Origin of the sequence: Rhodoferax sp. (assembly GCF_044236835.1) — a bacterium.
GTDB lineage: Bacteria > Pseudomonadota > Gammaproteobacteria > Burkholderiales > Burkholderiaceae_C > Allorhodoferax.
In genome coordinates this window covers 92,088-118,992 of sequence record NZ_JBIIGC010000010.1, presented here as the reverse complement: position 1 = coordinate 118,992, position 26,905 = coordinate 92,088, and the positions used below count along the sequence as shown (strand labels likewise).

The 26,905-nt window shown below is 57.0% G+C and carries 30 protein-coding genes and 2 pseudogenes; 11 read left to right on the top strand and 21 right to left on the bottom strand.

The window, feature by feature from the left end; translation table 11 throughout:
• Nucleotides 1-101 precede the first annotated feature (101 nt).
• The 3 genes from ACILRC_RS09045 (at nt 102) to ACILRC_RS09035 (ending at nt 2,756) form a co-directional block, all read left to right on the top strand.
• Complete coding sequence (locus ACILRC_RS09045) at nt 102-440, top strand: P-II family nitrogen regulator (protein ID WP_117179701.1); 339 nt, start codon at nt 102-104, stop codon at nt 438-440.
• A gap of 31 nt (nt 441-471) precedes the next feature.
• Entirely contained in the window at nt 472-2,007 is a 1,536-nt protein-coding gene (locus tag ACILRC_RS09040) for an ammonium transporter (protein ID WP_395669028.1), read from the top strand.
• Between the two features lie 179 nt (nt 2,008-2,186).
• The gene (locus ACILRC_RS09035) at nt 2,187-2,756 is read left to right on the top strand and encodes a bacterioferritin (protein WP_395669027.1); all 570 of its coding nucleotides are present in this window, start codon (nt 2,187-2,189) and stop codon (nt 2,754-2,756) included.
• Between the two features lie 108 nt (nt 2,757-2,864).
• Here ACILRC_RS09035 and ACILRC_RS09030 read toward each other — a convergent pair whose 3' ends face one another.
• The 5 genes from ACILRC_RS09030 to ACILRC_RS09010 form a co-directional block, all read right to left on the bottom strand.
• The gene (locus ACILRC_RS09030; RefSeq protein ID WP_395669026.1) at nt 2,865-3,242 is read right to left on the bottom strand and encodes a DUF6404 family protein; all 378 of its coding nucleotides are present in this window, start codon (nt 3,240-3,242) and stop codon (nt 2,865-2,867) included.
• A 36-nt stretch (nt 3,243-3,278) separates the two neighbouring features.
• The gene (locus ACILRC_RS09025) at nt 3,279-3,689 is read right to left on the bottom strand and encodes a VOC family protein (RefSeq protein WP_395669025.1); all 411 of its coding nucleotides are present in this window, start codon (nt 3,687-3,689) and stop codon (nt 3,279-3,281) included.
• A gap of 241 nt (nt 3,690-3,930) precedes the next feature.
• Nucleotides 3,931-4,419 (bottom strand): hypothetical protein, encoded by a 489-nt coding sequence (locus ACILRC_RS09020; RefSeq protein WP_395669024.1) that lies wholly within the window; start codon nt 4,417-4,419, stop codon nt 3,931-3,933.
• A 302-nt stretch (nt 4,420-4,721) separates the two neighbouring features.
• Nucleotides 4,722-5,198 (bottom strand): CYTH domain-containing protein, encoded by a 477-nt coding sequence (locus ACILRC_RS09015; RefSeq protein WP_395669023.1) that lies wholly within the window; start codon nt 5,196-5,198, stop codon nt 4,722-4,724.
• 353 nt (nt 5,199-5,551) lie between these two features.
• On the bottom strand, nt 5,552-6,064 hold the full coding sequence (locus ACILRC_RS09010) for a hypothetical protein (protein ID WP_395669022.1): 513 nt from the start codon (nt 6,062-6,064) through the stop codon (nt 5,552-5,554).
• 142 nt (nt 6,065-6,206) lie between these two features.
• Between ACILRC_RS09010 and ACILRC_RS09005 the strand changes: the two are divergent.
• A pseudogene (locus ACILRC_RS09005) lies at nt 6,207-6,311 on the top strand (IS110 family transposase); the annotation flags it as partial.
• A gap of 273 nt (nt 6,312-6,584) precedes the next feature.
• On the opposite strand, the gene ACILRC_RS09000 reads toward ACILRC_RS09005, so the two are convergent.
• The 7 genes from ACILRC_RS09000 to ACILRC_RS08970 form a co-directional block, all read right to left on the bottom strand.
• Nucleotides 6,585-6,863, bottom strand: a complete 279-nt coding sequence (locus ACILRC_RS09000; RefSeq protein ID WP_395669021.1) for a hypothetical protein — start codon at nt 6,861-6,863, stop codon at nt 6,585-6,587.
• A gap of 846 nt (nt 6,864-7,709) precedes the next feature.
• A complete protein-coding gene (locus ACILRC_RS08995) occupies nt 7,710-8,558 on the bottom strand; it encodes a hypothetical protein (protein WP_395669020.1) in 849 nt (282 codons plus the stop codon).
• Between the two features lie 137 nt (nt 8,559-8,695).
• A complete protein-coding gene (locus ACILRC_RS08990) occupies nt 8,696-9,244 on the bottom strand; it encodes a cysteine hydrolase family protein (protein ID WP_395669019.1) in 549 nt (182 codons plus the stop codon).
• A gap of 93 nt (nt 9,245-9,337) precedes the next feature.
• The gene (locus tag ACILRC_RS08985; RefSeq protein ID WP_395669018.1) at nt 9,338-9,859 is read right to left on the bottom strand and encodes a hypothetical protein; all 522 of its coding nucleotides are present in this window, start codon (nt 9,857-9,859) and stop codon (nt 9,338-9,340) included.
• Between the two features lie 118 nt (nt 9,860-9,977).
• The gene (locus ACILRC_RS08980; protein ID WP_395669017.1) at nt 9,978-10,592 is read right to left on the bottom strand and encodes a DUF2867 domain-containing protein; all 615 of its coding nucleotides are present in this window, start codon (nt 10,590-10,592) and stop codon (nt 9,978-9,980) included.
• Complete coding sequence (locus ACILRC_RS08975; RefSeq protein WP_395669016.1) at nt 10,516-11,022, bottom strand: DinB family protein; 507 nt, start codon at nt 11,020-11,022, stop codon at nt 10,516-10,518. Before ACILRC_RS08975 ends, ACILRC_RS08980 begins: the two co-directional genes overlap by 77 nt.
• Nucleotides 11,023-11,519: 497 nt before the next feature.
• Nucleotides 11,520-11,912 (bottom strand): hypothetical protein, encoded by a 393-nt coding sequence (locus tag ACILRC_RS08970; protein WP_395669015.1) that lies wholly within the window; start codon nt 11,910-11,912, stop codon nt 11,520-11,522.
• Between the two features lie 26 nt (nt 11,913-11,938).
• Here ACILRC_RS08970 and ACILRC_RS08965 point away from each other — a divergent pair, with 26 nt between their 5' ends.
• Nucleotides 11,939-12,895 carry a dienelactone hydrolase family protein gene (locus ACILRC_RS08965; RefSeq protein WP_395669014.1) on the top strand — a complete coding sequence of 319 codons (957 nt, stop codon included), beginning with the start codon at nt 11,939-11,941 and terminating at the stop codon, nt 12,893-12,895.
• A gap of 384 nt (nt 12,896-13,279) precedes the next feature.
• Here ACILRC_RS08965 and ACILRC_RS08960 read toward each other — a convergent pair whose 3' ends face one another.
• From ACILRC_RS08960 to ACILRC_RS08945, 4 genes are all read right to left on the bottom strand, one after another.
• On the bottom strand, nt 13,280-13,696 hold the full coding sequence (locus ACILRC_RS08960; RefSeq protein WP_395669013.1) for an NTF2-like N-terminal transpeptidase domain-containing protein: 417 nt from the start codon (nt 13,694-13,696) through the stop codon (nt 13,280-13,282).
• Between the two features lie 394 nt (nt 13,697-14,090).
• Nucleotides 14,091-14,573 (bottom strand): hypothetical protein, encoded by a 483-nt coding sequence (locus ACILRC_RS08955; RefSeq protein WP_395669012.1) that lies wholly within the window; start codon nt 14,571-14,573, stop codon nt 14,091-14,093.
• 47 nt (nt 14,574-14,620) lie between these two features.
• Nucleotides 14,621-15,436: a lysostaphin resistance A-like protein gene (locus ACILRC_RS08950; protein WP_395669011.1), complete on the bottom strand. Its 816-nt coding sequence runs from the start codon at nt 15,434-15,436 to the stop codon at nt 14,621-14,623.
• Between the two features lie 724 nt (nt 15,437-16,160).
• Nucleotides 16,161-16,847, bottom strand: coding sequence for a hypothetical protein (locus tag ACILRC_RS08945; RefSeq protein ID WP_395669010.1), 687 nt, complete (start codon nt 16,845-16,847; stop codon nt 16,161-16,163).
• A gap of 144 nt (nt 16,848-16,991) precedes the next feature.
• On the opposite strand from ACILRC_RS08945, the pseudogene ACILRC_RS08940 reads away from it, so the two are divergent.
• Nucleotides 16,992-17,132 (top strand): annotated as a pseudogene (locus tag ACILRC_RS08940) (IS110 family transposase); the annotation flags it as partial.
• Nucleotides 17,133-17,428: 296 nt separating this feature from the next.
• Here the strand turns inward: ACILRC_RS08940 and ACILRC_RS08935 are convergent.
• The 5 genes from ACILRC_RS08935 to ACILRC_RS08915 all read right to left on the bottom strand — a co-directional run bounded on the left by ACILRC_RS08935 (nt 17,429) and on the right by ACILRC_RS08915 (nt 22,160).
• Entirely contained in the window at nt 17,429-17,737 is a 309-nt protein-coding gene (locus ACILRC_RS08935) for a hypothetical protein (RefSeq protein ID WP_395669009.1), read from the bottom strand.
• A gap of 554 nt (nt 17,738-18,291) precedes the next feature.
• Nucleotides 18,292-19,110, bottom strand: coding sequence for a DUF4393 domain-containing protein (locus tag ACILRC_RS08930; RefSeq protein ID WP_395669008.1), 819 nt, complete (start codon nt 19,108-19,110; stop codon nt 18,292-18,294).
• Between the two features lie 115 nt (nt 19,111-19,225).
• Nucleotides 19,226-19,687: a DUF4259 domain-containing protein gene (locus ACILRC_RS08925; protein WP_395669007.1), complete on the bottom strand. Its 462-nt coding sequence runs from the start codon at nt 19,685-19,687 to the stop codon at nt 19,226-19,228.
• A 269-nt stretch (nt 19,688-19,956) separates the two neighbouring features.
• On the bottom strand, nt 19,957-21,339 hold the full coding sequence (locus ACILRC_RS08920; RefSeq protein WP_395669006.1) for an enolase C-terminal domain-like protein: 1,383 nt from the start codon (nt 21,337-21,339) through the stop codon (nt 19,957-19,959).
• A gap of 56 nt (nt 21,340-21,395) precedes the next feature.
• Nucleotides 21,396-22,160, bottom strand: a complete 765-nt coding sequence (locus ACILRC_RS08915; protein WP_395669005.1) for a FadR/GntR family transcriptional regulator — start codon at nt 22,158-22,160, stop codon at nt 21,396-21,398.
• Nucleotides 22,161-22,323: 163 nt separating this feature from the next.
• Here ACILRC_RS08915 and ACILRC_RS08910 point away from each other — a divergent pair, with 163 nt between their 5' ends.
• The 5 genes from ACILRC_RS08910 (at nt 22,324) to ACILRC_RS08890 (ending at nt 26,902) form a co-directional block, all read left to right on the top strand.
• A complete protein-coding gene (locus tag ACILRC_RS08910) occupies nt 22,324-23,163 on the top strand; it encodes an NAD-dependent epimerase/dehydratase family protein (protein ID WP_395669004.1) in 840 nt (279 codons plus the stop codon).
• 3 nt (nt 23,164-23,166) lie between these two features.
• Entirely contained in the window at nt 23,167-24,069 is a 903-nt protein-coding gene (locus ACILRC_RS08905; RefSeq protein ID WP_395669003.1) for an SMP-30/gluconolactonase/LRE family protein, read from the top strand.
• Between the two features lie 22 nt (nt 24,070-24,091).
• A complete protein-coding gene (locus ACILRC_RS08900) occupies nt 24,092-25,060 on the top strand; it encodes a TRAP transporter substrate-binding protein (RefSeq protein ID WP_395669002.1) in 969 nt (322 codons plus the stop codon).
• Between the two features lie 67 nt (nt 25,061-25,127).
• Nucleotides 25,128-25,616 carry a TRAP transporter small permease gene (locus ACILRC_RS08895; protein WP_395669001.1) on the top strand — a complete coding sequence of 163 codons (489 nt, stop codon included), beginning with the start codon at nt 25,128-25,130 and terminating at the stop codon, nt 25,614-25,616.
• A complete protein-coding gene (locus tag ACILRC_RS08890; protein WP_395669000.1) occupies nt 25,607-26,902 on the top strand; it encodes a TRAP transporter large permease in 1,296 nt (431 codons plus the stop codon). Before ACILRC_RS08895 ends, ACILRC_RS08890 begins: the two co-directional genes overlap by 10 nt.
• Nucleotides 26,903-26,905 lie beyond the last annotated feature (3 nt).

Sequence of the window (26,905 nt, the reverse complement as noted above, 5' to 3'; positions counted from 1 at the left end):
TGGCACGGACCCTGCTTTATTGCGCTATCTCCCGGGCTGCGGAGAGGCGGACTGCCCAGTCCGATGTCTGCAAATTACTGTAATCAAGCTGAGGTAAACACATGAAACTCGTAACGGCAATCATCAAACCGTTCAAGCTCGATGAGGTGCGAGAAGCCTTGTCCGGCATTGGTGTGCAAGGCATCACCGTGACCGAGGTCAAGGGCTTTGGACGCCAAAAGGGCCACACCGAGCTCTACCGTGGCGCGGAGTACGTGGTCGACTTTCTACCCAAGGTCAAGATCGAGGCCGCCATTGACGACGCCTTGGTAGAGCAAGTGATCGAGGCCATCGAAGGTGCTGCGCGCACCGGAAAAATTGGCGACGGAAAAATCTTCGTCTACGACGTGGAACAGGTCGTGCGCATTCGCACGGGCGAGACCGGCAAAGAGGCGCTGTAAAGCCACCTCGCATTCATATTAAGGAAAGACCATGAAAAAACTGCTTGCATCCTTGGCCCTCGGGCTGAGCTTGTTGACTGCCGCGACCTTCGCGCCTGCCCAAACGGCCGCGCCCGTAGCAGCCGCCTCTGAAATGGCCGCGCCCGCAGCCGAAGCCGCCTCTGCACCTGCTGCGGACGCCGCTGCAGCTGCTCCTGCCGCAGCCGAAGCCGCAGCCCCTGCGGCAGCTCCCGTGCCTAACAAGGGCGACACCTCCTGGATGATGGTCTCCACCATCCTCGTGATCTTGATGACCATCCCGGGTCTGGCGCTGTTCTACGGCGGTTTAGTACGCAGCAAAAACATGCTGTCGGTGCTGATGCAGGTCATGGTGACGTTCTCGCTCATCGTGGTGCTGTGGTTCATTTACGGCTACAGCCTGGCCTTTACCGAGGGCAGTGCCTTTATCGGGGGCTTTGACCGCTTGTTCATGAAGGGCGTGTGGGACAACGCGGCAGGCACCTTTGCCAACGCGGCCACCTTCAGCAAGGGCGTGTACATCCCTGAGATTGTTTTCGCCGCCTTCCAGGCCACTTTTGCTGGTATCACCTGCGCACTGATCGTGGGCGCGTTTGCAGAGCGCATGAAGTTCTCCGCTGTGCTGGCCTTCATGGTGCTGTGGTTCACCTTCTCCTACGCTCCGATTGCGCACATGGTCTGGTTCTGGATGGGCCCGGACGCCTACTCTGCCGCTGCCGTGGTGGACGAGATGAACAGCAAGGCCGGTTACATCTGGCAGATGGGCGCGCTGGACTTTGCCGGCGGCACCGTGGTGCACATCAACGCAGCCGTCGCCGGCCTGGTGGGTGCCTTCATGGTAGGCAAGCGCATTGGTTACGGCAAAGAAGCCATGGCACCCCACAGCCTGACCCTGACCATGGTGGGCGCTGCCCTGCTGTGGGTGGGCTGGTTTGGTTTCAACGCAGGCTCCGCGCTGGAAGCCAACGGCTTCGCCGCACTGGCCTTCATCAACACCTTTGGTGCGACCGCCGCCGCTGTGCTGGCCTGGTGCCTGGGCGAAGCGCTGATGCGCGGCAAGGCCTCCATGCTGGGTGCCGCCTCGGGCGCAGTGGCTGGCTTGGTTGCCATCACACCGGCCGCCGGTAACGTGGGCATCGGTGGTGCGCTGATCATTGGTTTCCTGGCTGGTTTTGCCGGTCTGTGGGGCGTCAATGGTTTGAAGAAGCTGCTGGGCGCAGACGACTCGCTGGACGTGTTCGGCGTGCACGGCGTCTGCGGCATCTTGGGAGCCATCCTGACTGGCGTGTTCAACTCGCCCAACCTGGGTGGCCCCAGCCTGGTGGCCGACTGGACCACGGTGGCCATGGTTTCCGCTGACGCGTACTCCATCGCAGGCCAGGTCTGGACCCAAACCAAGGCGGTGCTGATCACCGTGGTGTGGTCGGGCGTGGTGTCGGTGGTGGCATTCAAGCTGGTGGACATGACCATCGGTCTGCGCGTCAGCGAAGAAGACGAGCGCGAAGGCCTGGACATCACCTCGCACGGCGAGACCGCCTACAACCGCTAACCTTTGTACGAAGCAGTCGGCCCTCCTCGGCGCGACTTTGAACCCGGCAGGACTTCGGTCTTGCCGGGTTTTTTTGTGGCTAAGGCGACGGGCCCAGTCTGCTTTCGACCGTGCGCCGTCGCACAGAAGGCGCCGAGCCAAACCCGCATGCTGTGCCTTCCACCAACCGCAGGCACGCCATGAAATCCAAGAACACCAGCATCGAAACCAAAGCCAAAACCAGCACCAAAGCCAAACACCTGCGCGAGCTGGCCAGCAGCCACCTTGAGCAGGGGGCGGTCACACCCGGCTACGCCGCCGACCGCACGGAGGTGCTGCGCCAGCTCAATGCTGCGCTGGCCACCGAGTTGGTGTGTGTGCTGCGCTACAGGCGCCACTATTTCATGGCGCGCGGCATCCATGCGCGCGCCATCGCTACCGAGTTTTTGGTGCACTCCAACGAAGAGCTGGGCCATGCTGACCGTCTGGCGGCGCGCATCGTGCAGCTTGGCGGTGAGCCGCACTTTGACCCAGATGGCCTGGCCCAGCGCAGCCACGCGCAGTACATGCCGGGCAGCAACTTGGTGGACATGATCCGCGAGGACCTGATTGCCGAACGCATTGCGGTGGACAGCTACCGCGCCACCGTGAACTACCTAGGCACCGACGACCCCACCACCAGCGACTTGCTCAAGTCCATTCTGGCGGTAGAAGAGCAGCATGCGGATGAGCTGGCTGATTTGCTGGCGGGGACGGCTAAGTCGCGTTGAGCGGGGCAGCGGCGCGAACGCCATTTAGCGTTGTGAGGTGCTCAGCAGATGGCGCGACTTCCGCCGGGGATTCCTTGGGTCTTTAGGCTGCTACGTTAGCCAAGGTCACTAGACAGAAGCGTCATCACCAAGCGAATTCCAGTTGGGCAACTTGTACTTGTATCTGCCGTATGCGTAATAAAGCGCCGTGGACACACCAAAAAACAAACCAGCTTGGCCGGATGCGATAAACACGCGTTGCAATTCAAAGTCAGTTTGCGACCAAACAAACAACCACATCAGGATTCCCCATGGAACTCCCCACAAAACTGCGAAAGTCAACCCCGTGCCAAAAGCAATGGGAAAGAAGGGGATGAAATGCGGTGGTGGAATCCTGATGCCCATTCTCCACAGCATCCTGAAAGCCGGTGGCTCGTAGTTGGACCGCCAGATGCCGGTTCTGGCCATTATTTCCAACGCTTGAGTTCGTTTGAGGTCAAAGCTCATAGGTCCGCTCCGAATCAATAAAAGTGACTACCCCGCCTAGCTCAGGATGGGTTGCTTCATTTGCAGGAGGTCCCAGAGGTTGCCGTAGAGGTCCTTGAACACCGCAACGGTTCCGTAAGGCTGCTCGACAGGGTCTCTGACGAACTCGACGCCTTGGTTCTTGAATCGAGCGTAGTCGCGCCAGAAGTCATCTGTGTACAGGAACAGGAATACTCGTCCTCCAGCCTGTGACCCGATGCGATCTGCCTGCTCAGGATCTGAGGCTTTTGCCAACAGGATCTGTGCGCCGTGCCCAAGTCCGGGTGGTTTGACGACCACCCACCGTTTGGCCTGCTCAGGCACGAACTCGTCTTTAACCAGTTCGAAGCCCAGCTTGCCAACGAAGAAGGCCAGCGCCTCGTCGTACTCGCGGACCACGAAGGAGACAAGGCCAAGTGACTGGTTCATCTGGTTTGGGCCGAGGGTGGGGTTGGATTGCGTGCTGCCTAACTATCGCAATCGTAATGGCTGGAATCTACCTTGTAAGGAAAGTGTTGGCAGTGCGTTGCGTGGATGAATTGGGCAAGCCCGTGTTGATGTGAAGTCACCAAAACAGGGTCAACTTCAAGCCCATCCCATGGCATGGATCCTCGAGTTCTAGTGCTGGAGACTAGGCGCGGCCGAAGGCCGTCGCCATTGGGCCGGCCTGTTAGAGGGCGCTAATCGTCTCTATCAGGCGCTTCCTCCGCAGAGCGAGAGCTCCCGCACACACCAACAATGGACCCAGCACCCCGAGTTTGAAAACGGGGACATCGCTTAGCCGCGTCATGTGCCCTCGCGTTTGCGTGACGGTTTGACCGTTTGAAAGCTTCATATCGGAGGTCTGCTGAAGGTATGAACCATAGATACCGAATGCCGAAACCCCAACTAAAACAGATGCGCTTATCACGCAAAGGAAGGTGGCGACTTTGCCTCGCGATCCTGCAATGAGGTACGCCGTCGAGCCGCACGCCACGAGCGAGACAAATCCGAGCCCGAACAGCCTGAGTGGAAACAGAACGCCGGACAGTGGGTCCTCAGCCAACAAGAGCGCGGCGCTACCTGCGGGTTCAAGGACGAATTCGAACAGGGCTTTGGCAATATCGAAGCGCAATGAAACGGCGATAGCACCACCAGCAAAGCCGAGTGCCAGAATCACAAGCGCAGGCCAAACCAGGTTCTGAGTGCGTGTATCAGTAGTGTGTGCCATGCGGGTTAACGTTTGAAAAGGACTTCCACGTCCCAAGCGAGCCGCGACCCGTAGGGGCTGCGGTTGTCGGCAACACAGTGCCACGATGGAGTGGCGAATCTTTTCATCAGCTAACTTGTTTTTCTGGAATGGAAGTCATGGCAATCGTAACGGCTGGAATCGACCTTGCAAAGAACGACTTTGCGGTGCATGGCGTGGATGAATTGGGTAATCCCGTGCTAGTGACGAAACAGGAAGTTCCAACAAAAAGGCTAGGCGGCTGGCTTCGCATGCCACCTGGTAAATGGATGCGTAGCCAAGCTTGAGTTGAAGTACCGAGAATCGTGGGTTACCTCTTCTCCGAGCCACTCTGGCTTCGCAAACGCCTGATCTTCTGTTTGCAGCTCGATTTCGGCAACAACGAGACCGACATTCTCTCCAAGGAATTCATCCACTTCCCACGTGGCACCTTCGATCTCAATGACTCTACGAACCTTCTCAATGAGTGGGCCATCACTGAGTTTTAAAAGGTGCTCCGCATCCGAGGCGGGAATCTCGTACTCGAACTCTGCTCGCGAAGCGCCTACAGATATTCCTTTGATGGTGAGGAATGCTTTCTCACCTGCAATCCGAACTCGAACGGTTCGTTCTTTGTTTCGATTCAGATAACCCTGACTCAAGCGGACTCCCGCTGCTTGGCGCCATGCAGCTCCAGTTACCAGGAACTTGCGCTCGATTTCGATACCCATATGGCTCCCTCGGACTTCTAACGAATGAACGGGACTTCCCCGTCCCAAGCGAGCCGCAACCCGCAGGGTTTGCGGTTGTCGGCAACGCAGTGCCACCCTAGAGAGACGAATATCTTCATCAACTCAACTGTTGAGTGGAAGGTGAAGTCATGGCAAACGTAACGGTTGACCGAACGGTCCATATCCAGTTCAGAGCCAATGTTCGGTCAACTCGATAACCCTTCTCCGAAAGCACCGTCGCGCTGAGAGAATGGAGCCCGAGCATCGGTTCATCTTCAAGGTTGTAAACAAGGCTCAACAAAGTAAAGCACCACCAAATCTACTAGATTAAACGGCAAGTCCCACTTGAGGGATTAGGCCCCGCTCGCGCTGGGAACGAGACTGAAAACCGGCGCAGGCTTGCGCTTCACAAAGAGCGATATCTCGTTGTAGAGCACGCTCACCGCGAAACTCAGATTCTCTATCGCAGCTTCCTCCGGCGACTTTCCCTCGATGTGAAGAAGGTCCTTTGGCAGCCCGATCAATGACGAGATGAGATTCATTCGATCGTAGATGCCCTTGGGCTCTAGGCTGTGGGCGATGTGATTCCTCAAGCTGTTGAGCTTCCGTGCTGCCTCCCAGACGTTCGGGTGAATGGCCTCAGCTGAAAGTGCCTCTGCGAGGCAGATCACTTGGTGGCATTCAAACTTCGCTTTCTCAAGTGCCTTTCCTGTGTGCATGCGTTCGTCCACGAAAGCCCTGACCTGCTCTTCGACCAAGAGATGTAGCTTCAGGATTACCAGCGTCGCATCTGCACCTCTGGGGAGCAGCTCATAGAACTTTCTGAAAGCGGCAATCGCGTGTTCGTCGGCGTCTGGTATTTGCATTTTGTGGGGCCTAACGAATGAACGGGGCTTCCCCGCCCCAAGCGAGCCGCGACCCGTAGGGGTTGCGGTTGTCGGCAACACAGTGCCACGATGGAGAGGCGAATCTTTTCATCAACTCAACTGTTGATTGGAAGGGGAAGTCATGGCAATCGTAACGGTTGGAATCGAACTTGCAAAGAACGTCTTTGCAGTTGACGGCGTGGATGAATTGGGCAAACCCATGCTGGTGCGACCTGAAATACCACGCGGCAAGCGACGCGTTGCGACGAGATTGACCGGCCACCTCGATCAACCGGGCTCACCCTATACCGACAGACACCGATAACTCTTGTGCAGCATGCCTGACGCTTGTAACGACTTGCGCCTCGGTAACGCAGATTCCATGTCGGCACGGACCACACCAAAGTCCACTTTAGATGCCGGATAAACGACTGCAGGCGGATCCCCAACAGCCAAAACATCGGTCAGTTTCTTCCGCTTGTGGGGGAGTCCATAAACAAATGGTGACACGTCAGCTTCCTCAATCCAAGTGCCCCTGCCGTTCGAGCTCTTCGGCGGCCTGCACGAAACCCGAGAGGTATGCATCGACAACTTCGATCACCTTGTGAAGAGAGTCTTCTGTTATGTCAAGCGAGCGCAACTTTCCAAGGTAAGGGGTGCTGTACCTATGCGGTTCACGGAACCCGGCAAGCGCGAACCTCTGCCCCTCAGGGGCATGCGCATCTGAGTTGACTTCGTTCTCGCCCTTGTGCGCCGTCGCGTGACGAAGCGCCTCAATGTCCGGGAAATACTCATCCAAGCGCTTTCGCGCTCCTCGAGTGGCGCCTGAGTCGATCCAAGGCAGAAGCGAAGAACACTTTCGCAGTTGAACCGCCTGGATCTTCTCCATTCGGGAACGAAGATGGTAAAGCTCAAGGATGCATTCATTGCATGCGATCCATCGCCATTGACTTGCAACCTCTTTGGAGATTGAACTTGGCGGGGACAGTGACGTCCGATAGAGAGCCAATGCCGCCTCCCACGCTTTCACGCCGTACTCAACGCCACTCAGTAGGGCGTTGAGGTACTTGACTTCGTCGATCTCAGCTGCGGGTGTGAGAACTGAAGGCCAGAGCAGTGGGGCGCGTGTCATCTGAGTTCTAACGAATGTAAGGGACTTACCCGTCCCAAGTGAGCCGCGGCCCGTAGGGGTTGCCGTTGTCGGCAACACAGTGCCACGATGGAGGGGCAATTTTTTTTATCGACTAACTTGTTTTTCTAGAAGGTGAAGTCTTGGCAATCGTAACGGTTGGAGCTGACCTTGCAAAGAACGCCTCTGCTGCGCATGGCGCGGATGAGTTGGGTAATCCCGTGCGGGTGCGACCTGAGGTAACACACGGCAAGTAAGGCGTTGCGACGAGATTGCTCGGCCGCCATGGCCTGCATGGTTCCCCAGACCGATTGACGCCGACAACTTTTGCGGCTCAACGCACGCGAGCTTAGCCGCCGCTTGTAGCGGTTAGTGCAGCGGCAATGCGGATACCTTGTCGAAACGGACCACAAAAGAGTTCACAACAGATGCCGGATGTACGACGGCAGGCGCTTTCCCAGAAGCCAAGTCATCGATCAGTTTGTTTCGCTAGTGGGGCAGTCTAGACATGAGGGGCTAGGCCGCATTCCTATCCCCCGGTCGCAAATCATGGTGCTGGACGCGAAGGTTGGTGAAATCTTCATCGGACACTTCGTGTGCCTCGTAGTCCTCGTTGTCTTCGATTTGCCATGGAAGGGCGCTGACGACCTTGTGCTTGTAGCCGACGAGTCGAGCATTCGGTAGGTACAAAAGTTGTATGAACGGGTGCCCCTCCCAATCTCGTCGGATGTAAACCTCGCCAGGAGGTGTGAAGAGCCAAGGCAACGCGCCAAAGCACGAGAACTGGCATTCGACAATTTGCGCGAAGAGATGCAGCGCTTGCAAGGCAAGGGGCCTGGCATTCGCTTCAGTTTCGGGGTTGAAATGGAGGGCGTCGTTCCGCTGCCCCCATAGCAGGCGAAAGTGAGCTTCTGCCTCGGGCGTGAGGATCTTCCACTCGTGTAGTGCATCCAGTGCCAATTCCCAGTTATCGAATGACTCCTTGCGGTAGACGCGGCGATAAATCGTCGACTTTTTGTAGTGTTCGCGTAGACCTAGGATCAGATGATTCAGAACGCGCTCACCGAGTGCTGCGATGCTTGTAATTGCTGGGTAGTAGTGTCCCGCAATGAATGCGGACCTTGCCTGCGCATAGAGGCGGTTATGGAATGCAATGACGGAGAACGGTTTCACGCCAAGATCAATGAAGTTTTGAAGCTTCTGGTCGAAGTCCCGCGAGCCGTACTCTTCTATGAGGCCAGCAAGCGTGCGCTCGCGATTTGCGCGGTGTAACACTTTCACTTGCTCTTCCCACTCGTCTGGTATTGGATCGAGTGAGCGCACGCGGGTGTCGAAGTCAAATCCGAGGAGTCGGTAGCGTTTCAAATGCGGCCTGATAAACGAAAGGGACTCCCCCGTCCCAAGCTAGCTGCGACCCGTCGGGGTTGCGAATGTCGGCAACGAAGTGCCACGATGGAGAGGCGAATTTTTCATCAATTCACTTGGTTTATGAAAGTGGGAGGTTAGACCGCACCGAGCAGCTCGGTGGTTGTCACCACTGTTGCGTACTCGCCATGCAGGTTGGACAGTGCCATCGCGTGAACCTCTTCAGCCGTGCGGTAAACACCGTTGAAGTCGGGCTTTGCAAATGCGAACGTTCCATCCGATGCGACGAGCGTCTTAAAGCCAAGATTTCCTGAGCTTCGGGCGGTAGCCTCAACAGAATTGTTCGTGGCGACGCCTACGATAGCGACGGTTCGAATGCCTCTCACATGCAGCCAACGCTCGAGTCCTGTGTTGACGAAGGCATCCGGTACATTCTTTTCGACGACATGCTCAGTGTCCAAAGGCTTTAGCCCATCCTGAAACTCTGATCCCGGTTGGCCCGGCCAAAACACCGAGCCCGGTGTCCTTGAGATGTGGCGAACATGCACCACTGGCGCACCGATGCCGCGCCATGCAGCTAGGGTCTTCGCGATTGCGGCTTCAGCGCCTGGATTGTTTCTATCGCCGGCACGTTTTTCGGCCATGCCTTTCTGCATGTCGATGATGATCAGGGCGGGCGCAGGCATGGTGTTTGTGCGGTCTAACGTGGGCGCCGTCCGACACGCAGCGAGCGCCGGGAGTCGGCGTCCTGCTGCTGCTCGTCCGCAACACGCAATCTGTTAGCTTGCATTGAGCCCCTTCCCGTCTTGACTTCGAAGTTCATTCACAGATTGCTCTGACATCTGAACGATTGTGTTGACATATGTATCGATACATTCAACAAGCGGTTCCCGCGGTCCATTGCGCCATGCCAAGGAACTGTAGAAAGTTTCCTGCTTCAGTTTGAGATCTGCTTCGCTGGAGAAAGCTCGAATTAGAAAGTAACTTTCCCCTTCATGGTCAGTGCGCCCGAAAGCGACGACATTCATTGAGGCACGCACCATAGGCAGCGCGCGTTTCATCGCTAACTCGAATTGTGAGGAAGCCTCTGGCTTTAGTCGGTAGGTTCGGATTTCGATCGTGTACATAGTGAAAGCTAACGAATGAACGGGACTTCCCCAACCCAAGCGAGCCGCAACCCGCAGGGTTTGCGATTGCTGGCGACGTTGTGCCACGATAGAGAGGCGAATCTTTTCATCAGCTAACTTGTTTTTCTGGAATGGAAGTCTTGGCAATCGTAACGGCTGAAATCGCCCTTGCAAAGAACGTCCTCGCGATGCACAGCGTGGATGAATTGGGCAAGCCCGTGCTGGTGCTGACTGAAGGGCTAAGCGGAAAGCCAGGCTTCTTGCGCTTGTGGGGGAGTCCCTATATGACCAGTTAGGCCGCAATCGCCGACTTGCCAATTGCGCTAAGCACCGCGGGTGCGATAACTCGATGCATTGGCTTTACAGGAAGCATGTAGAGGCGGCCGAGCGTGTTTTTTACGTGAACCACAGTTGTTACCGTTACTCTGACTGCATTGGCGTCAGGCAGCAAGGCGCGATGAATGGACAGCACAACGTTGAGGTGTTTGTCCTTGTCTCCGAGGAGAACTTCATCGTCGGTGATCTGAAAGAGCGTAAATATTCCAACGCGATCACCAGGCATGTATTCAGATGCTGGCTTACCGTGTTGAACGGCAGACAACTGCCCCAGGTCCTTGAGTCCAATTCGAGAAACGACTCGGTTGCGAAGGGTCATGCAGGCGTTGACCCATCTTGGAGTGTGTTCAATTGCGGCCAGAAAGTGGCCAAGGGCGGGGAGGTCAATGGCGTCTGATTCAATGGACCATGCATCGTGAAAGCTCGAACCGGCAAGCAAGCCGACGATCAGACTGTTCGTCGGTGCAACGGTTTCGCGCGGTTGATATGAAGATTTAGCCCCGGGCCGGAACACGAGATGCCTCCAATTTGCCGAGAAGCCACTGCAGCCCCGCAAGGTGCTGCTGATCATGGCTACAGAGGTAGTGCACCAGGCTGCGAAGCGACAGAGGGCCGTAGCCTTCAAACACGGCTGTCCGATCAAACTGTTCCGGCGCCAAGCCGCAAATAAGTGCCACGGTTTGCCGACGTGCCTCGCTAAATGCCGCAAGGGCGGCGGTTGCGTCTGACTTGGCGTAAGCACGCTCCTTGGCCAGCGCTTCCGTGTCGATAGATGCCAAGGTGGGGTTGTTTTCAGTCAGCGTTCGGTGAAGGCGAACGTGGTACCCGTCAATTTCAATGTCGCGGACGTGGCAGACCTGTTCGATGGCTGTGAGCGCCTCGCTTGGCACCCCCTCCCATGATGGAGGCGCCCAATTCTTGAACTCCGCCGGAAACGCAGCGTAGTGTTCTTCAAGTTGCTGCGGAAAGGCACGCAAGGCGGCAAGGGTGACTGGATTCATTGCATCGGCCAGGAGTAAGGGGTTAACGAATGAAAGGGACTTCCCCGTCCCAAGCGAGCCGCGACCCGTAGGGGCTGCAGTTGTCGACAAAGCAGTGCCACGATGGAGATGCGAATTTTTTCATCAACTCTGTGCCACTGATCATAGACTCGTAAGCTGTGCTGGATGTCGGATGTGAGGCGCTTGCGTAGGCCAGAATTCACTGACCATCATTACGGTAATTGGTGACCAGTAAGCTGGTCATGACCACCGGCTGCTACCGACCCATAGCGGAAGTACAAACCCTCGAACTCACCGCCACAAAGCAGTCATAGTATTTTGATGATCAAAGGTTTTTCTGGCTGACTGGATTACCGCGATTGGAGTCATTCGCAATTTGACAAGGGTTGACTCCAAGAGGCACAAAGTGGGTGCAGAGATTCACTAATCATGCCGCCAAAAAAGCTGACTCTGGTTAATCTGTGGGTGAAGGCACATCAACTAGATGTTCTTACAAGTTAGCGAATCTCTGTGATTGTGTTGTTGATCGACCCGTCCGGATTGATAACGAGATGTTCGCTTCCCTTGCGAACGACAGTAAAGCAGCGCTCTTGTCCGTTACGGATAGTCTTCCAGACAGCACAGTAACCTTGTTCAGACAATCGCCAAGTACCAGAATCAACGATAGCGCCATCTACTTTGGCGCTGCCATCAGCGTTTAAATTGACATTGATTTGTTTGCCCTTCAATGGGCCGTTGCCGATAGTACCCACCAAGGTTTTTCCAACCCAGGTTGCTTGAATGGTTTGGGGAGAAACAGCCCCGTCTTGAGCGGTAACCATCGTTGATGTTATCGATAACAAAAAAACTACAATGGCTCTTGGTAAAGTATTCATCAAATTGAAGTGCATGAGCTTTCCTTCTTGAGAGTTACGCTATGGTGCCAAAGTCTAAACCAAACTCGTTTATCTTTCTTTTTCAACTCTGGAAAAGTTTACCACTGATCTCCTTCATGGTGTTGTATTCGCATGGGGGGGTGGCGCAAGTCAATGGTTCCCAGCGTCTGCGTAATGCAGCCAGTTTGGCGCAGGATTTGCAATACCCGGACAAGCTCAGCGAATTTGGTTTTTTCAGTTCTCCGTCTATGGCGATGTACAAACCCGCTGGAAATGGACCATTTCCAGCCTTGGTTTTGCAGCACCAATGCGGTGGCCTGCGAAACGCCACTGGCAGTTGGCAGAATCAGTCCATGCTGGAGTGGGCCAAGACTGCTGTGCAGCGCGGTTATGTGGCCTTGATCATTGACAGCATGGGACCTAGAGGTGTTGACTCTTTGTGCTTTAGTCCCAAAGGAGGTGTCAATTTTATGCGCGGTGCGAGAGATGCTTTGATGGCAGCCGCTCACCTGAAGAAGTTTGATTTTGTGGACAAGGAACGGATTGCCCATGCTGGTTATTCTTGGGGTGCAATGTTGTCGATGGCATTGAGTGGCAAGACTTGGGGTGAGGCGCTAGGCGACGGAACCCGTTTTGCAGCTGCCGTGTCGTTTTATCCCGGGTGCTTTTCAATTCGACCGCAGTCTGGCCCTGCTTATGAATTGATCAACCCAGACATTGATAAGCCGTTGCTGGTGCTGATGGGAGGTCTGGATGTTGAAACGCCTCCTTCAGAATGCGTGCCAAAGCTTGATGCTGTCAAATCAGCGGGCGGTCAGGTGCAGTGGCACGTGTATCCCGAGGCGACACACTGCTGGGATTGCAAGAACTTGAACAACTACAGTAAGTCAGATTGGCGTGGCAACAGCGTGACCTATGTCTACAGCAGCAAAATCACACAGGACTCTGAACAAAGAATGTTTGAGTTTCTTGAGGCTGCAATGAAAACGAGCAAATAGTTATCTCCATCGAAATGCGCAGCTTGAATCACCTCGGGACGAGGCGGCCTATGATCCAAACTGCACTGCCAGAGAGCTGCCGTTCGGGGATGACTGCAATCGCGACGTACGAACTTCCCAAGTGAACGACCGGAACCAGCCCAACTCCGACGCTCGATCGGCTTTCACTCATGTCATAACTGCACGTGTTCCGCTTCCCGTAAGCAGACATTGGCAAATGACCGTAGATGGCCCACAGATGTCATTGATCGCCTCCAGAGCAACTCACTCTGATCAACACAAGAAAACCGCTGTTGGTGGTCAGCAATTTCCGGAACCGATGGTCAAGTCAACCGGAATACGCAGCGCTGGTGGAGGTCCACTGGAGCGAGTGGTCAGGCTTCTCTAGTTGGTGACGAGTGCGAGTGAGTTCACGCTATATGAAACAAGACTGGCTTTATCGTCTTGGAGTAGAAAGACAAATGACTCGATGGCGTCGCCTTTCTCGAAGGTGGTTTTGTACGTGAGTTCAACCGTCGATCCTGATGGGCGCATGTTGACCTTCCATCCCTGCTTCACGGCGTCTTTGGTAGGCCCGAGCTTTCGGTGCACTGCGGAGAGGAAATCAACGAAGTCCTTTTCGGGCGTGGACTGCTTCAGTTCCTGCGATGACTCAAGATACATCTGCAAGAAGTTGCCTTTGTTGAGGGCGTCGTGAAACGCGCTGACAGCGGCCTCAGCTGACTTTGTGTCCATCGTAGACATACAGGCACCAAGTCCGGTGCTGGCGATGGCGAGGATGATTGCGTGACGACGGTTCATGGCATGCCTAAAGAATGAAAGAGATTCTCGCCTCGTCGGCGAAGGACACCCTGTGGGGGTTGCGGTTGACGCCACTGAATTGCCACGCCATCGGGACCAGATTTTTCATCAACGCAACTGCTGGACAGAAGTAGGAATCGTGGCAATCGTAACGGTTGGAATCGACCTTGCAAAGATGGTCGTTACTTGGTACCCCCGGTAGGCCACTGGCTAGCTCCAATACTGAAACAACCACCGACGTAGCTGAAATCACAAAGAACAGATTTCTATAAACAATAAATTCAGAGCAACATCAATACCTGCAGAGTCCTGCTGTTGCGCACAATCGATTTGCCTGAGTGAATATAGACATTTAGGAAATAGCATCGACACGGTTTATGAGGATAGGTAAGCATCAGAAGCCGAAGCTGACTGTGATAGGGGCGGATATAAACCTGGTGTAATATCCCGCCTTGTTTTCAGAAACTGCCTCTTTCAAAATCACCACGAACTCGTTGAGCGAACGACCCTGAAGGAGGGGGTGGGGTACATCTGGCGTTGAGCTGGTTAACTTGATTACCTCTATCGTGCCCACCCAGATTTCGAGCAGTGCAGGCCAGTGAATAAAGTACGGATCAGCCCTGAAGTCGCCGAGAGTACGACTGGGCTCTACAATGACTTTCAACTTAGATTTCCCCAAATAAACATCAAAACAAGTCTTAACATTGTCGTCGTGAGCTTGATTGCCTGTTGCACCAGGACCAGTCAAGTAGATATCTCTTTCTCTGTCAGCAAGCCAAGTGCGACGGTGTTCAATGGGCTTTTCCAAGTCGAGCCCGTAAGGCAAGTCAAATCTTTGAATATCTTCTGCACTAGGAATTTCGTTTTTGAAAGTCATTATGTTCTCCGTCTTGACGTCGGCCATGATAAAGACCAAATGTAGAGTTAGGCCACATTTTTAGGCGTTGCAGCAGACGAACCAATAAGGAATCTGCGAAGTAGCCATACACCAATTAATGCCGCGAGCAGTGATGCCGCCCATCCCACTGCGGAGAACTCGGTGCTTGTGCTGTTCTGCGCCTGTACGCCCTGTGCCGAGACAACAACCCAAGAGTTCAGTGCACCGTGTAGCGCAATGCAAGGGATGAGTGAACGGGATCGCTCGTAAAGCCAACCCAGAACAAGCCCAAGCCAGAAAGCCAGCACGAACTGGTAGATGTTCAGGTGAGCAAAGCCGAAGAACAGCGCGGACACGGAAATGGCTTGCCAGCGCGGCTGTTGTTGCAAAAAGGAACGGAGCAAAACACCCCGGAACAGCATTTCTTCAAGCACAGGCGCAAGAATGCATGCTGCAACCACGGAGCCAACACTTCCGGCGACCATGTTCGCGAAGGCTTGCTCCTCCCAACGCGAGAGAGGGAAAACGTTTTGGAGAAAGGAAACCAGGGCGTAGTCCAGCAGCGTAATCAAAGGAACAAGAAGGAGCACGGGCGGGACAAGCAGCGTGGTGGTAGCAAGGGCAGAAGTGGCAGAAGAATGGAGAAGATCCCGGTAGCTGCGGCGCTGAAAGTGCAGCACAGTGGCAAGCACCAGGCCGTTTCCGAGAAGCATGCTCAACGCTGCGAGCTCATGCTCGCCCAGGCCAATAGAACGGCGGTAGTCGTATAAAGCAATGGCGATGACGTACTGGAGTAGAAAACCGGCCAGCAGTAACAACGCGGATTGCTGAATATTGGGGAACGCGTCTTCTTTTTGTTGCATCGTTACTGAAGCCTGGTTGGTGCCCGTATTCTGGATGTGGCCTGACGAATGAATGGCATTTCCCCGTCCCCAGCGAGCCGCGGCCCCTATGGGCGGCAGCGGTCAGAGCCCGGGCATCGGTTCATCTTCAAGGTCGTGAGCAGGGCGCAAGAAAGAAAAACATGACCACGGCTACTTGATGAAACGGGAAGTCCCACTAGAGGGGTTGGGCTTCACCCGCGTTGCTGTACGAAAGGGCGTCTGGAAGGAGCAGTGACTGAGGCTCCTGGAAGAAAGCCACGCCACTGACGTGAAGCGCGCGGCGACAGTGCGCTGCTTGCCAAGGCGCTCAGTCCCCATCAAGGGCCTCTTTCGTCGCGTTGACGCTCTTGCCAGACATGGTGAAGTCATCTCCTAGGTCCGGTTGAGTTCGGTGCTTTCGCGAGGGCGGCTCCGCTTTGCGGTGCACAGCCAGCACGACAACGGCTCCTAGCAGCGGTAGCAGCCAAACCAGAGCCAATTGACTGTACTTCTGTGATCCTGACGAGAGGTCGTCAGCAACTACGAGGCGCGTAGCCCAGAGATTCAAGGCCAGCGGGATCGAGAGTGCGGCGATGACCAGTATCGTTTCCAATGTGACGCCTATCGTAAAGTTCAGCCAAAGGCAACGGGTTGACGAATTTGAACCAGAATGAAATGGAGACCCAAAGGCGGCAAGCCGTTGGCCTTCGGCTGCAACGCTGGGTTAGGCTTCATTTTTGTCACGGTTCGTACGCGTGAAGTCATTTACCTGCTGTTCGTACATGTCGATTTGTTTGGCGAAAGCATCCCCACGCTTTTGCGGCAGAAGGTGCAGCAGGCGGCGAACATGGTCGATTTCTTCACGCACCACGTGCTCACTTGACAGTAAGCCTTCCGGTAAGTGGTGGCACGAGAAAGCTATTGAGTTCAGTCCCTCGTCGGCTAATCGCTCGGCGATAAAGGTATCGTTTGGCGCGAGCTGGTGCGCCGCCTCCAGCAATTTTCGGCGTTCCGGCAGGTTCGGTATGAATCTCCGGTACGGGAGCATAGCTAGCCAGACATGCACGTAGGGATCGTTTTGCTGTGCTAAGCGTTGAGCCAGTAGCGTTGGTAGTGCAATCTGCTCCAACAGTTCGTGTGGCATCCCTGGGACCGGTGACGTCCCGGGGGCTTTACCGGAGAAGTCGACGGCAAAGCACAGTTCAGATATGAACTCAAGCCTCTTCTCGTGTGAAGCGGAAGCGAGTTCCACTAGCAACGGACGAAGGTACTTGTGGACCGCATTTAGTCGCTCTGCATTCGCGAGAGACTGCAGATATTCGCCGTATAACGGGAAGCGCTGATTTAGAACTGGCCTTGCACGCCAATGTGCAAGCAGTGTTTGCGCTTCGGCAACGCGATGTGGATTCATGACGCCTAACGAGCAAATGAGACTTCCCCGTCCCAAGCGGGCCGCGACCCGTAGGGGTTGAGGTTTACGGCAGCACAGTGCCACGATGGAGAGGCGAATCTTTTCATCAACTCACTTGTTGTTCTGAAAGGGGAAATCGGGGCAATCGTAACGGTTGGAATCGACCTTGCAAAGAACGTCTTTGCAGTACACGGCGTGGATGAATTGGGCAAACCCGTGCTGGTGCGACCTGAAGTACCACGCGCCAAGCTGCGCGAACTTATCGGCAACTTGCCGCCCTGCCTCTGGGCCTCAACTTCAAGGTAATCCTCAGGGCTGCGCAAGCAGCTTTGAGTCTCGACTAACGAGTGGAGCCCCCGGCGCGCGTCTTTCATCAGGGTCCGCAAGATTGACTTGCACCAATGACCGTTTGTAGTTTCGCCGTCCACATGCCTTGCACACCACAGGCAACGACTCAGAGCACGGGTGATATTGGGTAAAAGTGAATCTAGGTTTCGTGGTCAACCGCTGCGAGATTCATCCACGATGGGTTTGTGTTCAGCGACCGTCGAAGGCGGTCCGCTGGAACGAAGGGTTGGACGTCATAGCCATGCCGGCGGCGCCTCCGCTCCGGACCAGCCCCAGTCTCGAAGAATTTCGATTGCGCTCCCTCGTTCGTACCGGAAGGCATCCATGCACGAATACCCGTAGCCATTCTCCGTAGCGGCCTTAGCCTTCGTTTCGTCCCAATGCTCCATGAGAAGCATGCCTCGAGTTGAACCGAAGTCGTAGATGACAGCGTCGAAGGGAAGCGATTGCCCCGCCTCCGTCGTGAGCATGAATGGCGTGGCAACCCGTAAGCCGAGATCTGCGCCGGCTTCAATCCAGGATTGACCAAGCTGCGAATTCATGACGCCCAACGTTTCAGGCCACGGCACGCAGCATGTGTCGCGCAGCGTCAACCTGCTGCTGTGTGTCCGAGTGGACCGACCTGCTAGACGGCTTCACGCAAAATACCTCGCAATTCGACCAACTTTGCGTGGCCATTGGAGAAAGGGATCTAAAGAGCATTTGTCTGACGCGCTAAGTGGAACCTTCAGGGCGACTGCGACGCTTCTCACTTGAGGCCAAGGCGCTGCTTCCGCGACAGATCCATAGAAGTTCATCAAATGCTGCATATTCTCCATTTTGTCGCCAGTCTCCAAAGGCTCGAGATCACAGACAAATTCATACACCAAGGAATTGGCTCGTTGCGTCCAGATGTTTGGGCGCCAAGCCTGCGAACTGTCTTCCCTCAGCATCAGATTGACAATATCCACACCTTTAACTTCTATTCCGCTAAGCTGCTCGCGAATGGATTTGAGCCTAAGTTCAAACCACTCAGCCCAACCCCAGTAGTTCGCAGTTAGCCACTTCTCTCGCCGAACTCCCTTCGGGTAGTAGTAGATACGGACACTTTTGATCGTCATTGCTTTGGAACGACGCAGATCCGCGCAAACTGCTTCCCAAGCTCGGAAACTCGCAACCCTTTTTTCTCCAGAACCGGCTGAATTTCTGGGTTGGCTTCAATGGCGGCTTTATGCGCCTTGACCTGTACGTCATTTTCAAGTGGATCGTAAACCCCCTTTGTCGTGTACTCCCAAAAGGTTGGTACTTCTGCCAAGCCCAAACGACATAGATTGTCTATGTAAGTCGGGGTCATATGCGGATATTCACAACCTGCCTGAACTCCAAGGTGCGAGTAATGCACGAGCACCTCTTTGCCGCCTGTTTTTCCCTCTTGGTTCGGCTTGAACTCCCAACGAAGATTGACCAGCGGCAACGAAATATCATTGACGAATAGAGAGACAAGTTTTGCTTCGTCTGGTGTTAGCTGTTTGATGATCTCAACAAACGCAGGGTGCGCGCCTTGAGCGGTACTTTTGTCCATTGCGGCTGCCAGAAGATTTGCATAGAGATCGCTAAGGGACGATTCGTGCCCTGTATAACGGAGTGCCTCTAGGGCAGGGCCAGCGACGTTCGGCTTCGGTGTGACTAGGTTTTCAGGGGGGACGTTCTTCAGCCTTTCGGCAACTTTCGTCGAAACGAATTCTTTTACTTGGTCGTAACCCCAGACTAGGGCACTTACCGGGGCCAGCACAACATGGACTGTTTTTGCGACCGTTTGTAGAGCCTTGCCAATCTCTTGTGCAGCCGGTTGAACAACATCTTGATAAACAGGCACGGCTTTCGCTACGCCAGTTACCGCATCAACAACATCTCTGATCTGGTTTTCGTCGGCCATGAAATTTTCCAAGAAAGCTAACGTTTGACGTGAAGGGTCGCCGTAGCGGCGAAGCCGCGAAGGGAACCCACAAGCGCAGCTTGTGGGCGGTCCCTCTCGACGGAATGGTTAGCCACTACTTCAGCCTCGCGATGAGGCTTTGCATTTCGCTCTTCCAAACAGGGAAATCTTTCTTGTTTTCCTGCCATAGCTCTTGAAGCTCCGACTTGGGGCCATTCAAGATGCGCGAAACAGCTTTGATCGCTACTGGCGCAAGCTTTGCAATTTCTTCTTTTTTCTGTTTCTCCAGCCAAGAAGATAGCTCTTTGGGGAGTGACTTACTTGCTTTGCCCCTCGAAGCCGCAACTACTTCCGCTGCGGCAACTGCGGCTGAGCATTCTTGAGCTTCAAGATATCCATCAACCAGTGCAGCCGAAAGAGTTGCCGATATCAGTGAAGTTCCCTTAGACCTTACGCACTGACCAGCCCAATCAAGAGCATCATCATTATCAAAACTTCCGGACTCCCATGCGCCAGCCTTCGCAAACGGTATGAATGCAGATAGAGCGGCCAGAGCTACAAAATTGCGACGGTTCATAGTGTGGCTAACGTGATATCAAGAGCAAAACCTGCTCCAAAAGTTGGGCGCTGCTCCATAAGTTGGTCATGTGTTTCTACTTAAAGTGGCTTGCCGTCTGGATACAACAGTGCGGTGAAACCCAGAACCCCCGCGCCGCAGTGCGCCCTGTACGCGCAATATAACGTCAGCACGCTGCAGATCTTCTTGCAGCCACCCCAGCAGCCAAAAAAATCCCGCAACTGGTTTTCAGCCACCGCACACCAACCCACCAATACCCCGCATCCCCCTCACCTAACCATACAAGGTGCCTTGGGGTTAAAACTCCAGCCAGCTATCAGGTACTGCATAGCCATAGCGTCATTGCGCGCGCCCAAGCCGTGTTGCAAATACAGCTGGTGAGCCTTCTCAACCTCAGCACGGTCCAGCTCTAAGCCCAGACCAGGCGCCGTGGGCACTGAGATTTCACCGCTCACAATCTGCAGCGGATTTTTGGTCAGGCGCTGGCCGTCTTGCCAGATCCAGTGGGTATCGATAGCCGTGACCCGACCCGGTGCGGCGGCGGCCACGTGGGTGAACATGGCCAGCGACACATCGAAGTGGTTGTTGGAGTGCGAGCCCCAGGTCAGGCCCCAGTGCTGGCATTGCTGCGCCACCCGCACCGAGCCTTGCATGGTCCAGAAATGCGGGTCGGCCAGCGGGATGTCCACCGACTGCAAGGCCAGCGAGTGCACCATTTCGCGCCAGTCGGTGGCCACCATGTTGGTGGCGGTGCGCAGGCCGGTGGCGCGGCGAAACTCCGCCATCACCTCGCGCCCAGAAAACACGCCCTCGGCACCACACGGGTCTTCGGCGTAGGCCAGCACGTTGTGCTGGTCGCGGCACAGGCGCACTGCGTCTTGCAACAGCCAGCCGCCGTTGGGGTCGATGGTGATGCGGGCGTGCGGAAACGCTGCGTGCAGGGCGCCTACCACTTCCATTTCTTCCTCGCCGCGCAGCACGCCGCCTTTGAGTTTGAAGTCCGCAAAGCCGTAGCGCGCGTGCGCGGCCCGCGCCAGGCGCACCACGCTGTCGGCGTCCATGGCGGGTTCGTGGCGCAGGCGCTTCCAGTCGTCGGCTTGCTCGGGCTCGCTGATGTACGGCAGGTCGGTGCGCGTGCGGTCGCCCACAAAAAACAGGTAGCCCAGCACCGCCACCTTGTCGCGCTGCATGCCGTCGCCCAGCAGGGCTGCCACCGGCACGCCCAGAAACTGGCCCAGCAAATCGAGCAGCGCACTTTCGGCAGCGGTCACGGCGTGGATGGCCACGCGCAAATCAAAGGTTTGCAAACCGCGCCCGCCCGCGTCGCGCGCGGCAAACTGGTTGCGCATGGCGTTGAGCACCGCATTCCAGTGGCCCAGCGGCTGGCCCATGAGCAGCGGCCGCGCGTCTTCCAGCGTCTGGCGGATTTTTTCGCCGCCGGGCACCTCGCCCACGCCGGTGTTACCGGCGCTGTCGGTCAAGATGAGCAGGTTGCGGGTGAAGAAGGGCGCATGTGCTCCACTCAGGTTGAGCAGCATGCCGTCGTGCCCGGCCACCGGCACCACCTCTACACGGGTGATGCGCGGTGTGTCGCGGTGGGTGTGGGCTGCTGGCTGGGCCGCCTGGGTATGCGGCGCGGGGGTGGGGTGCATGGCGGGGCTCCGTGGCGGGCAGTCATCGTACAACTGGCGGTGCGTCAGTTGGTGCGTCAGTTGCTCTGGGTTTGGGATTTTTTGAGGCGCTCTTTGCTGTTGGACAGGTGGGTGCGCATCGCGGCGCGGGCGGCTTCGGCGTCTTGGTTGCGGATGGCGTTGAAGATGTTTTCGTGCTCGCCGTGCACCCGCTGCAGGTACACGCTGCGGCCCTCGGGCGCGCTGCTGGCGGTGTTGACGCGGGTGCGCGGAATGATCATGGTGCCCAGGTAGGTCATCAGGTCGGCAAAGTGGCGGTTGCCGGTGGCGCGCGCCACTTCCATATGGAACTGAAAGTCCGAGGGCACTGCGTCCGAGTCGCTGGCCAGGGCCTGGGCAAAGGCGTCCAGCATGGCCTGCATGGCCTCCAGGTTGTGCGCGGTTCGGCGTTGCGCGGCCAGCCCGGCGGCCTCGGTTTCCAGGCTGATGCGCAGCTCCAGCACCTGAATTACGTCGGACACGGTGGCCAGGTCCACCTGCGCAATCTGAAAGTTCTCGGTAGGTTGCGGCGCCAGCGCAAAGGTGCCCACGCCGTGGTGGGTTTCCACCAATTTGTTGGCCTGCAATTGGGAGATGGCCTCGCGCACCACGGTGCGGCTGACATCAAAGCGCGCCATGATTTCCGATTCGCTGGGCAGTTTGGCGCCCGGCTGAATCAGCCCGTCGCGGATCTGGCCGGCCAGGCTTTCCATCACTTCATTGACCAAGCCACGCACCCGGCGCGGGCGCGCAAGCGCTGTTGGCAAAGGCGCTTGCACCCCAGGCGGGGTGCTGGGTGGCATGGCGGGGGTGCTTCTAGGGGTTTGCCAGGGGTCCATGAAAAATGCCTTGACGTAGAAATTCGAGTAAACCACAATTTAACTCATCAGACAACATACAACTGACAAGTCAACCGGCCCACGGACCCCTCCACCGACCCCAGCACGCAAGCACATTCCCACTTCCATGGCGATCAAAACCCATTCCACCTTGCTCATGACCGGCGCCGCCGGTGGCCTGGGCGCAGCCATGCGCAGCCGCCTCAAGCAGAACTGCGATGTGCTGCGCCTGTCCGACCGCGCCGCCACCCGCGACACGCTGGGCAGCGCAAAGCCGGGCGAGGAAATTGTGTTGGCCGACCTGGCGCAGGCCCACGAGGTGGAGGCGGCAGTGCAGGGCTGCCAGGCGGTGGTGCACTTTGGCGGCATCTCGGTGGAAGGCCCGTTCGAGCCAATCCTGCAGGCCAACATCCTGGGCATGTACAACCTGTACGAAGCGGCGCGCAAACACGGCGTGCGCCGCATCGTGTTTGCCAGCTCCAACCATGTGACTGGCTTCTACCGCCAAAGCGAAACCATCACCACCAGCCACCCGCCGCGCCCCGACAGCCTGTACGGCGTGAGCAAAGCTTTTGGCGAAGACCTTTCGCGCATGTACTTCGACCGCTACGGTATCGAGACCGCCTGCGTGCGCATTGGCTCCTCCTTCCCCGAGCCCAAAGACCGGCGCATGCTGGCCAGCTGGCTCAGTTACGACGACCTGCACCGCCTCATCGTCGCCTGCCTCAGCACGCCGGTGCTGGGCCACAGCATTGTGTTTGGTGTGTCCGACAACGCGGTGCGCTGGTACGACAACAGCGGCGCGCGCCACGTCGGCTTTGTGCCGCAAGACAGCTCCGACGTGTTCAAAGAAGCGGTCTACGCCCGCACGCCCGAGCCCGACCTGAACGACCCCGCAGTGCAGTACCAGGGCGGCGGCTTTTTGTTCAGCGGCATTCCGATGACCGCGCACAAGAAGGGCAGCTAAGCCGTGGCCGCAGCAACGGTGTTGTCCACCAGCCGCGACCGCGTCGGGGAGTCGCCGGTGTGGTCGGTGGCCGAGCAGGCGCTGTACTGGGTGGACATCGAAGGCCGCAGCATCCGCCGCTTGGACTGGGCCAGCCAGACGCAGCAATCCTGGACGCTGCCCGAGCGGGTGGGCTGCATTGCCTTGAGCACGCGCAACACCGTCATCGCGGCCATGGAGAGCGGCATTTTTGAGGTGGCGCTAGCGCAAACGCCGGTGCTGAACTTGCTCGCCAGCGTGCAGCACGCCACATCCAACATGCGCTTCAACGACGGGCGCTGTGATGCCAGCGGGCGCCTGTGGGTGGGCAGCATGCAAATGGACATGTCACTGGCCGCCACCGACGGCGCGCTGTACTGCCTGGACGAAAACGGTTTGAGCGCGCCCAAGCTGCCGGGGCTGATCACGCCCAACGGCTCGGCCTTCAGCCCCGACGGGCGGCGCATGTACCTGTCGGACTCACACCCCTCGCGCCAAACCATCTGGACTTTCGATTTCGATGTTGCCAGCGCCACCCTCAGCAACCAACAGCCCTGGGTGGACATGAAGCCCTTGCCTGGTCGCCCCGATGGCGCCGCGGTGGATGCCGACGGCTGCTACTGGATTTGTGGCAACGACGCAGGCGTGGTGCACCGCTTTTCCCCGGCGGGCGTGCTGCTGCGCTCGCTGGCGGTGCCCGTATCCAAACCCGCGATGTGCGCCTTTGGCGGGCCGCAGCTGGAGCATCTCTTTGTCACTTCCATCATTCCCGGCAAACCGGCGGACGGTTTCGATGCCAGCCTGGATGGTGCAGTTTTCGTGCTTCAGCCCGGTGTACGCGGCTTGGCTGAGCCTCTTTTTTCGCGTTTTCCCTTGTCAGTGCAATAACTTTTTTCAACTGGAGACCACCATGAAATTCGTACCCACCCTTGTGGCCTTGGCCGCAGCCGCTGCAAGCTTTGCAGTCCATGCCACCGAGTTCAAATCCTCGGATGTGCACAACTCCGACGACTACCCCACCGTCACCGCAGTGCGGTTCATGAGCGAACAGCTCAAGCAAGCCTCGGGCGGCAAGCACAGCATCAAGGTGTTCAACAAGGGCGCCCTGGGCACCGAAAAAGAAACCATCGACCAGGTCAAGATCGGCGCGCTGGACATGACCCGGGTGAACATCAGCCCGATGAACTCGGTCTGCGCCAAGACCAACATTCCGGTGCTGCCCTTCTTGTTCCGCTCGGTGGAGCACCTGCACAAAGTGCTGGACGGCCCGATTGGTGAAGAAATCGCCAAGGACTGCGAAGCCCAGGGCTTCATCGTGTTGGCCTATTACGACTCCGGCTCGCGCTCGATCTACAGCAAGAAGCCGGTGCGCACCGTGGCCGACACCAAGGGCATGAAGATCCGTGTGCAGCAGTCCGACCTGTGGGTGGCGGTGGCCGGTGCCATGGGCGCCAACCCCACGCCCATGCCCGCGGGTGAAGTGCTGACCGCGCTGCGGACCGGCCTGGTCGATGCGGCCGAGAACAACTATCCGTCCTACGGCTCGGGCTTCCGCCATTTCGAGGTGGCGAAGTTCTACAACAAGACCGAGCACTCCATGGCGCCCGAGGTGCTGCTGTTCTCCAAGATCGTCTGGGACAAGCTGCCCAAGGCCGACCAGGACATGATCCGCGCTGCAGCAAAGGCGTCGGTGCCATTCAATCGCCAAGCTTGGGCCGCCTATGAGAAGAAAGAGTTCGACATGGTGAAGGCCGCCGGAACCGAAATCATCGAAGTGGACAAGAAGTCTTTCCAGGACGTGATGGTTCCTGTGTACGACAAGTTTGCCAACACGCCCGACCTCAAGCGCATGGTCAAAGCGGTGCAAGACACCAAGTAAGGCCCCCGCGCCCCTGCCCACCGCAGGGGCGCTTTGACGATTGCGCCGAACCCCACCGGAGCCCGCTATGTACACCCGCTTTTGTGCCACCCTGTCCAAGATCAGCCTCATGCTGGCCGTGGCGGGCCTGATCGTGCTGATCGCCTGCGTGCAGTACCAGGTGATTGGCCGCTATGTGTTCAACGACACGCCCACCTGGGCCGAGGCACTGGCGTTGCTCCTGGTGCTCTACATCACCTCCCTTGGCGTGGCTGTTGGCGTGCGCGACGCCGGCCACATCGGCATGGACTCCATCATCAGCCTGCTGCCCGAGCGGCTGCGGCTCAAGCTCGAAATCTTGATCCATGTGCTGGTAGGAACCTTTGGCGCGCTGATGGCTTACAACGGTTACATCTGGACGGTCCTCAAATGGAACGACCGCAAACCCATGCTGCCTGTGCCCTCGGGCATGGACTACTTTCCGCTGGTGATTGCGGGTGTGCTGGTGGTGCTTTTTACGATTGAACATGTCATTGCCCTGGTGCAAGGCAAGGAAGTGGTGCCCGCATGGAACTGACCGTATTGGGGGTGAGCTTTGGCTTGCTGCTGTTGATTGGGGTGCCCGTTGGCTTTGCCGTGGGCCTGTCGTCGGTGGCCACCATCATTGCCGCCGGTTTGCCGGTGGCGGTGGTGTTTCAGAAGATGGTCGGTGGCATGCAGGTGTTTTCCTTCCTGGCCATTCCGTTTTTCATCTTTGCGGGCGAGCTGATGCTCCATGGCGGCATCGCCCAGCGCATCGTGCGCTTTGCCAACAGCATGGTGGGCCATGTGCGTGGCGGGTTGGGCATGTCCAACGTGCTGGGTTGCACCATCTTTGGTGGCGTGGCGGGCTCGCCGGTCGCCGACGTATCGGCCATGGGCTCGGTGATGATTCCGTTGATGAAGAAGGAGGGCTACGACACCGACTACGCCGTCAACGTCACCACCCACGCGTCGCTGGTCGGCGCTTTGATGCCCACCAGCCACAACCTGATTCTGTACACCCTGGCCACCGCGGGCATCGCCTCGGTGAGCGTGCTGGGGATGATTTTGGCTTGCATCGTTCCGGCTCTGTTGCTTACCGTCATGAACCTGCTGGCCGCTTACGGCGTAGCCATCAAGCGCGGCTACCCCACGCGTGGCGCGTTTGCGGGATGGGGCGAAATAGGCGCCAGTTTTGTTGGTGCCCTGCCGGGCATGTTGATCGTCGGCATCATTCTTGCGGGGATCTTGTCGGGTGTGTTCACCGCCACTGAGTCGGCGGCAACCGCCGTGTTGTGGGCGCTGATCGTCACCGCCGTGGTGTACCGCTCGCTGTCGTGGGAGGACTTCATCAAGTCCTGTGCCAAGGCCTGCAAGACCACCGGGGTGGTGCTGTTTTTGATCGGCATCTCCAACGCGTTTGGCTACTTTTTGGCGATGTACTCGGTGCCCGAACTCACCGGTCAGCTGATGGCCACCGTGACCGAAAACCCGTGGATGATTTTTCTGATGATCAACCTGGTGTTGTTCCTGCTGGGCACCTTTCTGGACATGGCACCGGCACTGCTGATCTGCACCCCGATCTTCTTGCCCATCGCGCAGAAGTTCGGCATGGACCCCACGCAGTTTGGTGTGGTCATCTTGCTTAACTGCGCGCTGGGCCTGAACACCCCGCCGGTGGGCACCACCCAGTTTGTGGGCTGCGCCATCGGTGGCATTTCGGTGGGCCAGGTGATGCGCTCCATCTGGCCGTTCTACGGCGCGCTCGTGGGCACCCTCATGCTTGTCACCTATGTGCCCGCGTTCTCGCTGTGGCTGCCCAACCTGGTGCTGATGAAGTAAGGC

Excerpts from the sequence above, each read along its gene's own strand:
- ACILRC_RS09045 (WP_117179701.1), top strand. The coding sequence starts at position 102 with ATGAAACTCGTAACGGCAATCATCAAACCGTTCAAGCTCGATGAGGTG.
- ACILRC_RS09040 (WP_395669028.1), top strand. The coding sequence starts at position 472 with ATGAAAAAACTGCTTGCATCCTTGGCCCTCGGGCTGAGCTTGTTGACT.
- ACILRC_RS09035 (WP_395669027.1), top strand. The coding sequence starts at position 2,187 with ATGAAATCCAAGAACACCAGCATCGAAACCAAAGCCAAAACCAGCACC.
- ACILRC_RS09030 (WP_395669026.1), bottom strand. The coding sequence starts at position 3,242 with ATGAGCTTTGACCTCAAACGAACTCAAGCGTTGGAAATAATGGCCAGA.
- ACILRC_RS09025 (WP_395669025.1), bottom strand. The coding sequence starts at position 3,689 with ATGAACCAGTCACTTGGCCTTGTCTCCTTCGTGGTCCGCGAGTACGAC.
- ACILRC_RS09015 (WP_395669023.1), bottom strand. The coding sequence starts at position 5,198 with ATGGGTATCGAAATCGAGCGCAAGTTCCTGGTAACTGGAGCTGCATGG.
- ACILRC_RS09010 (WP_395669022.1), bottom strand. The coding sequence starts at position 6,064 with ATGCAAATACCAGACGCCGACGAACACGCGATTGCCGCTTTCAGAAAG.
- ACILRC_RS08990 (WP_395669019.1), bottom strand. The coding sequence starts at position 9,244 with ATGCCTGCGCCCGCCCTGATCATCATCGACATGCAGAAAGGCATGGCC.
- ACILRC_RS08980 (WP_395669017.1), bottom strand. The coding sequence starts at position 10,592 with ATGATCAGCAGCACCTTGCGGGGCTGCAGTGGCTTCTCGGCAAATTGG.
- ACILRC_RS08975 (WP_395669016.1), bottom strand. The coding sequence starts at position 11,022 with ATGAATCCAGTCACCCTTGCCGCCTTGCGTGCCTTTCCGCAGCAACTT.
- ACILRC_RS08970 (WP_395669015.1), bottom strand. The coding sequence starts at position 11,912 with ATGCACTTCAATTTGATGAATACTTTACCAAGAGCCATTGTAGTTTTT.
- ACILRC_RS08965 (WP_395669014.1), top strand. The coding sequence starts at position 11,939 with ATGGTGCCAAAGTCTAAACCAAACTCGTTTATCTTTCTTTTTCAACTC.
- ACILRC_RS08960 (WP_395669013.1), bottom strand. The coding sequence starts at position 13,696 with ATGAACCGTCGTCACGCAATCATCCTCGCCATCGCCAGCACCGGACTT.
- ACILRC_RS08955 (WP_395669012.1), bottom strand. The coding sequence starts at position 14,573 with ATGACTTTCAAAAACGAAATTCCTAGTGCAGAAGATATTCAAAGATTT.
- ACILRC_RS08950 (WP_395669011.1), bottom strand. The coding sequence starts at position 15,436 with ATGCAACAAAAAGAAGACGCGTTCCCCAATATTCAGCAATCCGCGTTG.
- ACILRC_RS08945 (WP_395669010.1), bottom strand. The coding sequence starts at position 16,847 with ATGAATCCACATCGCGTTGCCGAAGCGCAAACACTGCTTGCACATTGG.
- ACILRC_RS08935 (WP_395669009.1), bottom strand. The coding sequence starts at position 17,737 with ATGAATTCGCAGCTTGGTCAATCCTGGATTGAAGCCGGCGCAGATCTC.
- ACILRC_RS08930 (WP_395669008.1), bottom strand. The coding sequence starts at position 19,110 with ATGGCCGACGAAAACCAGATCAGAGATGTTGTTGATGCGGTAACTGGC.
- ACILRC_RS08925 (WP_395669007.1), bottom strand. The coding sequence starts at position 19,687 with ATGAACCGTCGCAATTTTGTAGCTCTGGCCGCTCTATCTGCATTCATA.
- ACILRC_RS08920 (WP_395669006.1), bottom strand. The coding sequence starts at position 21,339 with ATGCACCCCACCCCCGCGCCGCATACCCAGGCGGCCCAGCCAGCAGCC.
- ACILRC_RS08915 (WP_395669005.1), bottom strand. The coding sequence starts at position 22,160 with ATGCCACCCAGCACCCCGCCTGGGGTGCAAGCGCCTTTGCCAACAGCG.
- ACILRC_RS08910 (WP_395669004.1), top strand. The coding sequence starts at position 22,324 with ATGGCGATCAAAACCCATTCCACCTTGCTCATGACCGGCGCCGCCGGT.
- ACILRC_RS08900 (WP_395669002.1), top strand. The coding sequence starts at position 24,092 with ATGAAATTCGTACCCACCCTTGTGGCCTTGGCCGCAGCCGCTGCAAGC.
- ACILRC_RS08895 (WP_395669001.1), top strand. The coding sequence starts at position 25,128 with ATGTACACCCGCTTTTGTGCCACCCTGTCCAAGATCAGCCTCATGCTG.
- ACILRC_RS08890 (WP_395669000.1), top strand. The coding sequence starts at position 25,607 with ATGGAACTGACCGTATTGGGGGTGAGCTTTGGCTTGCTGCTGTTGATT.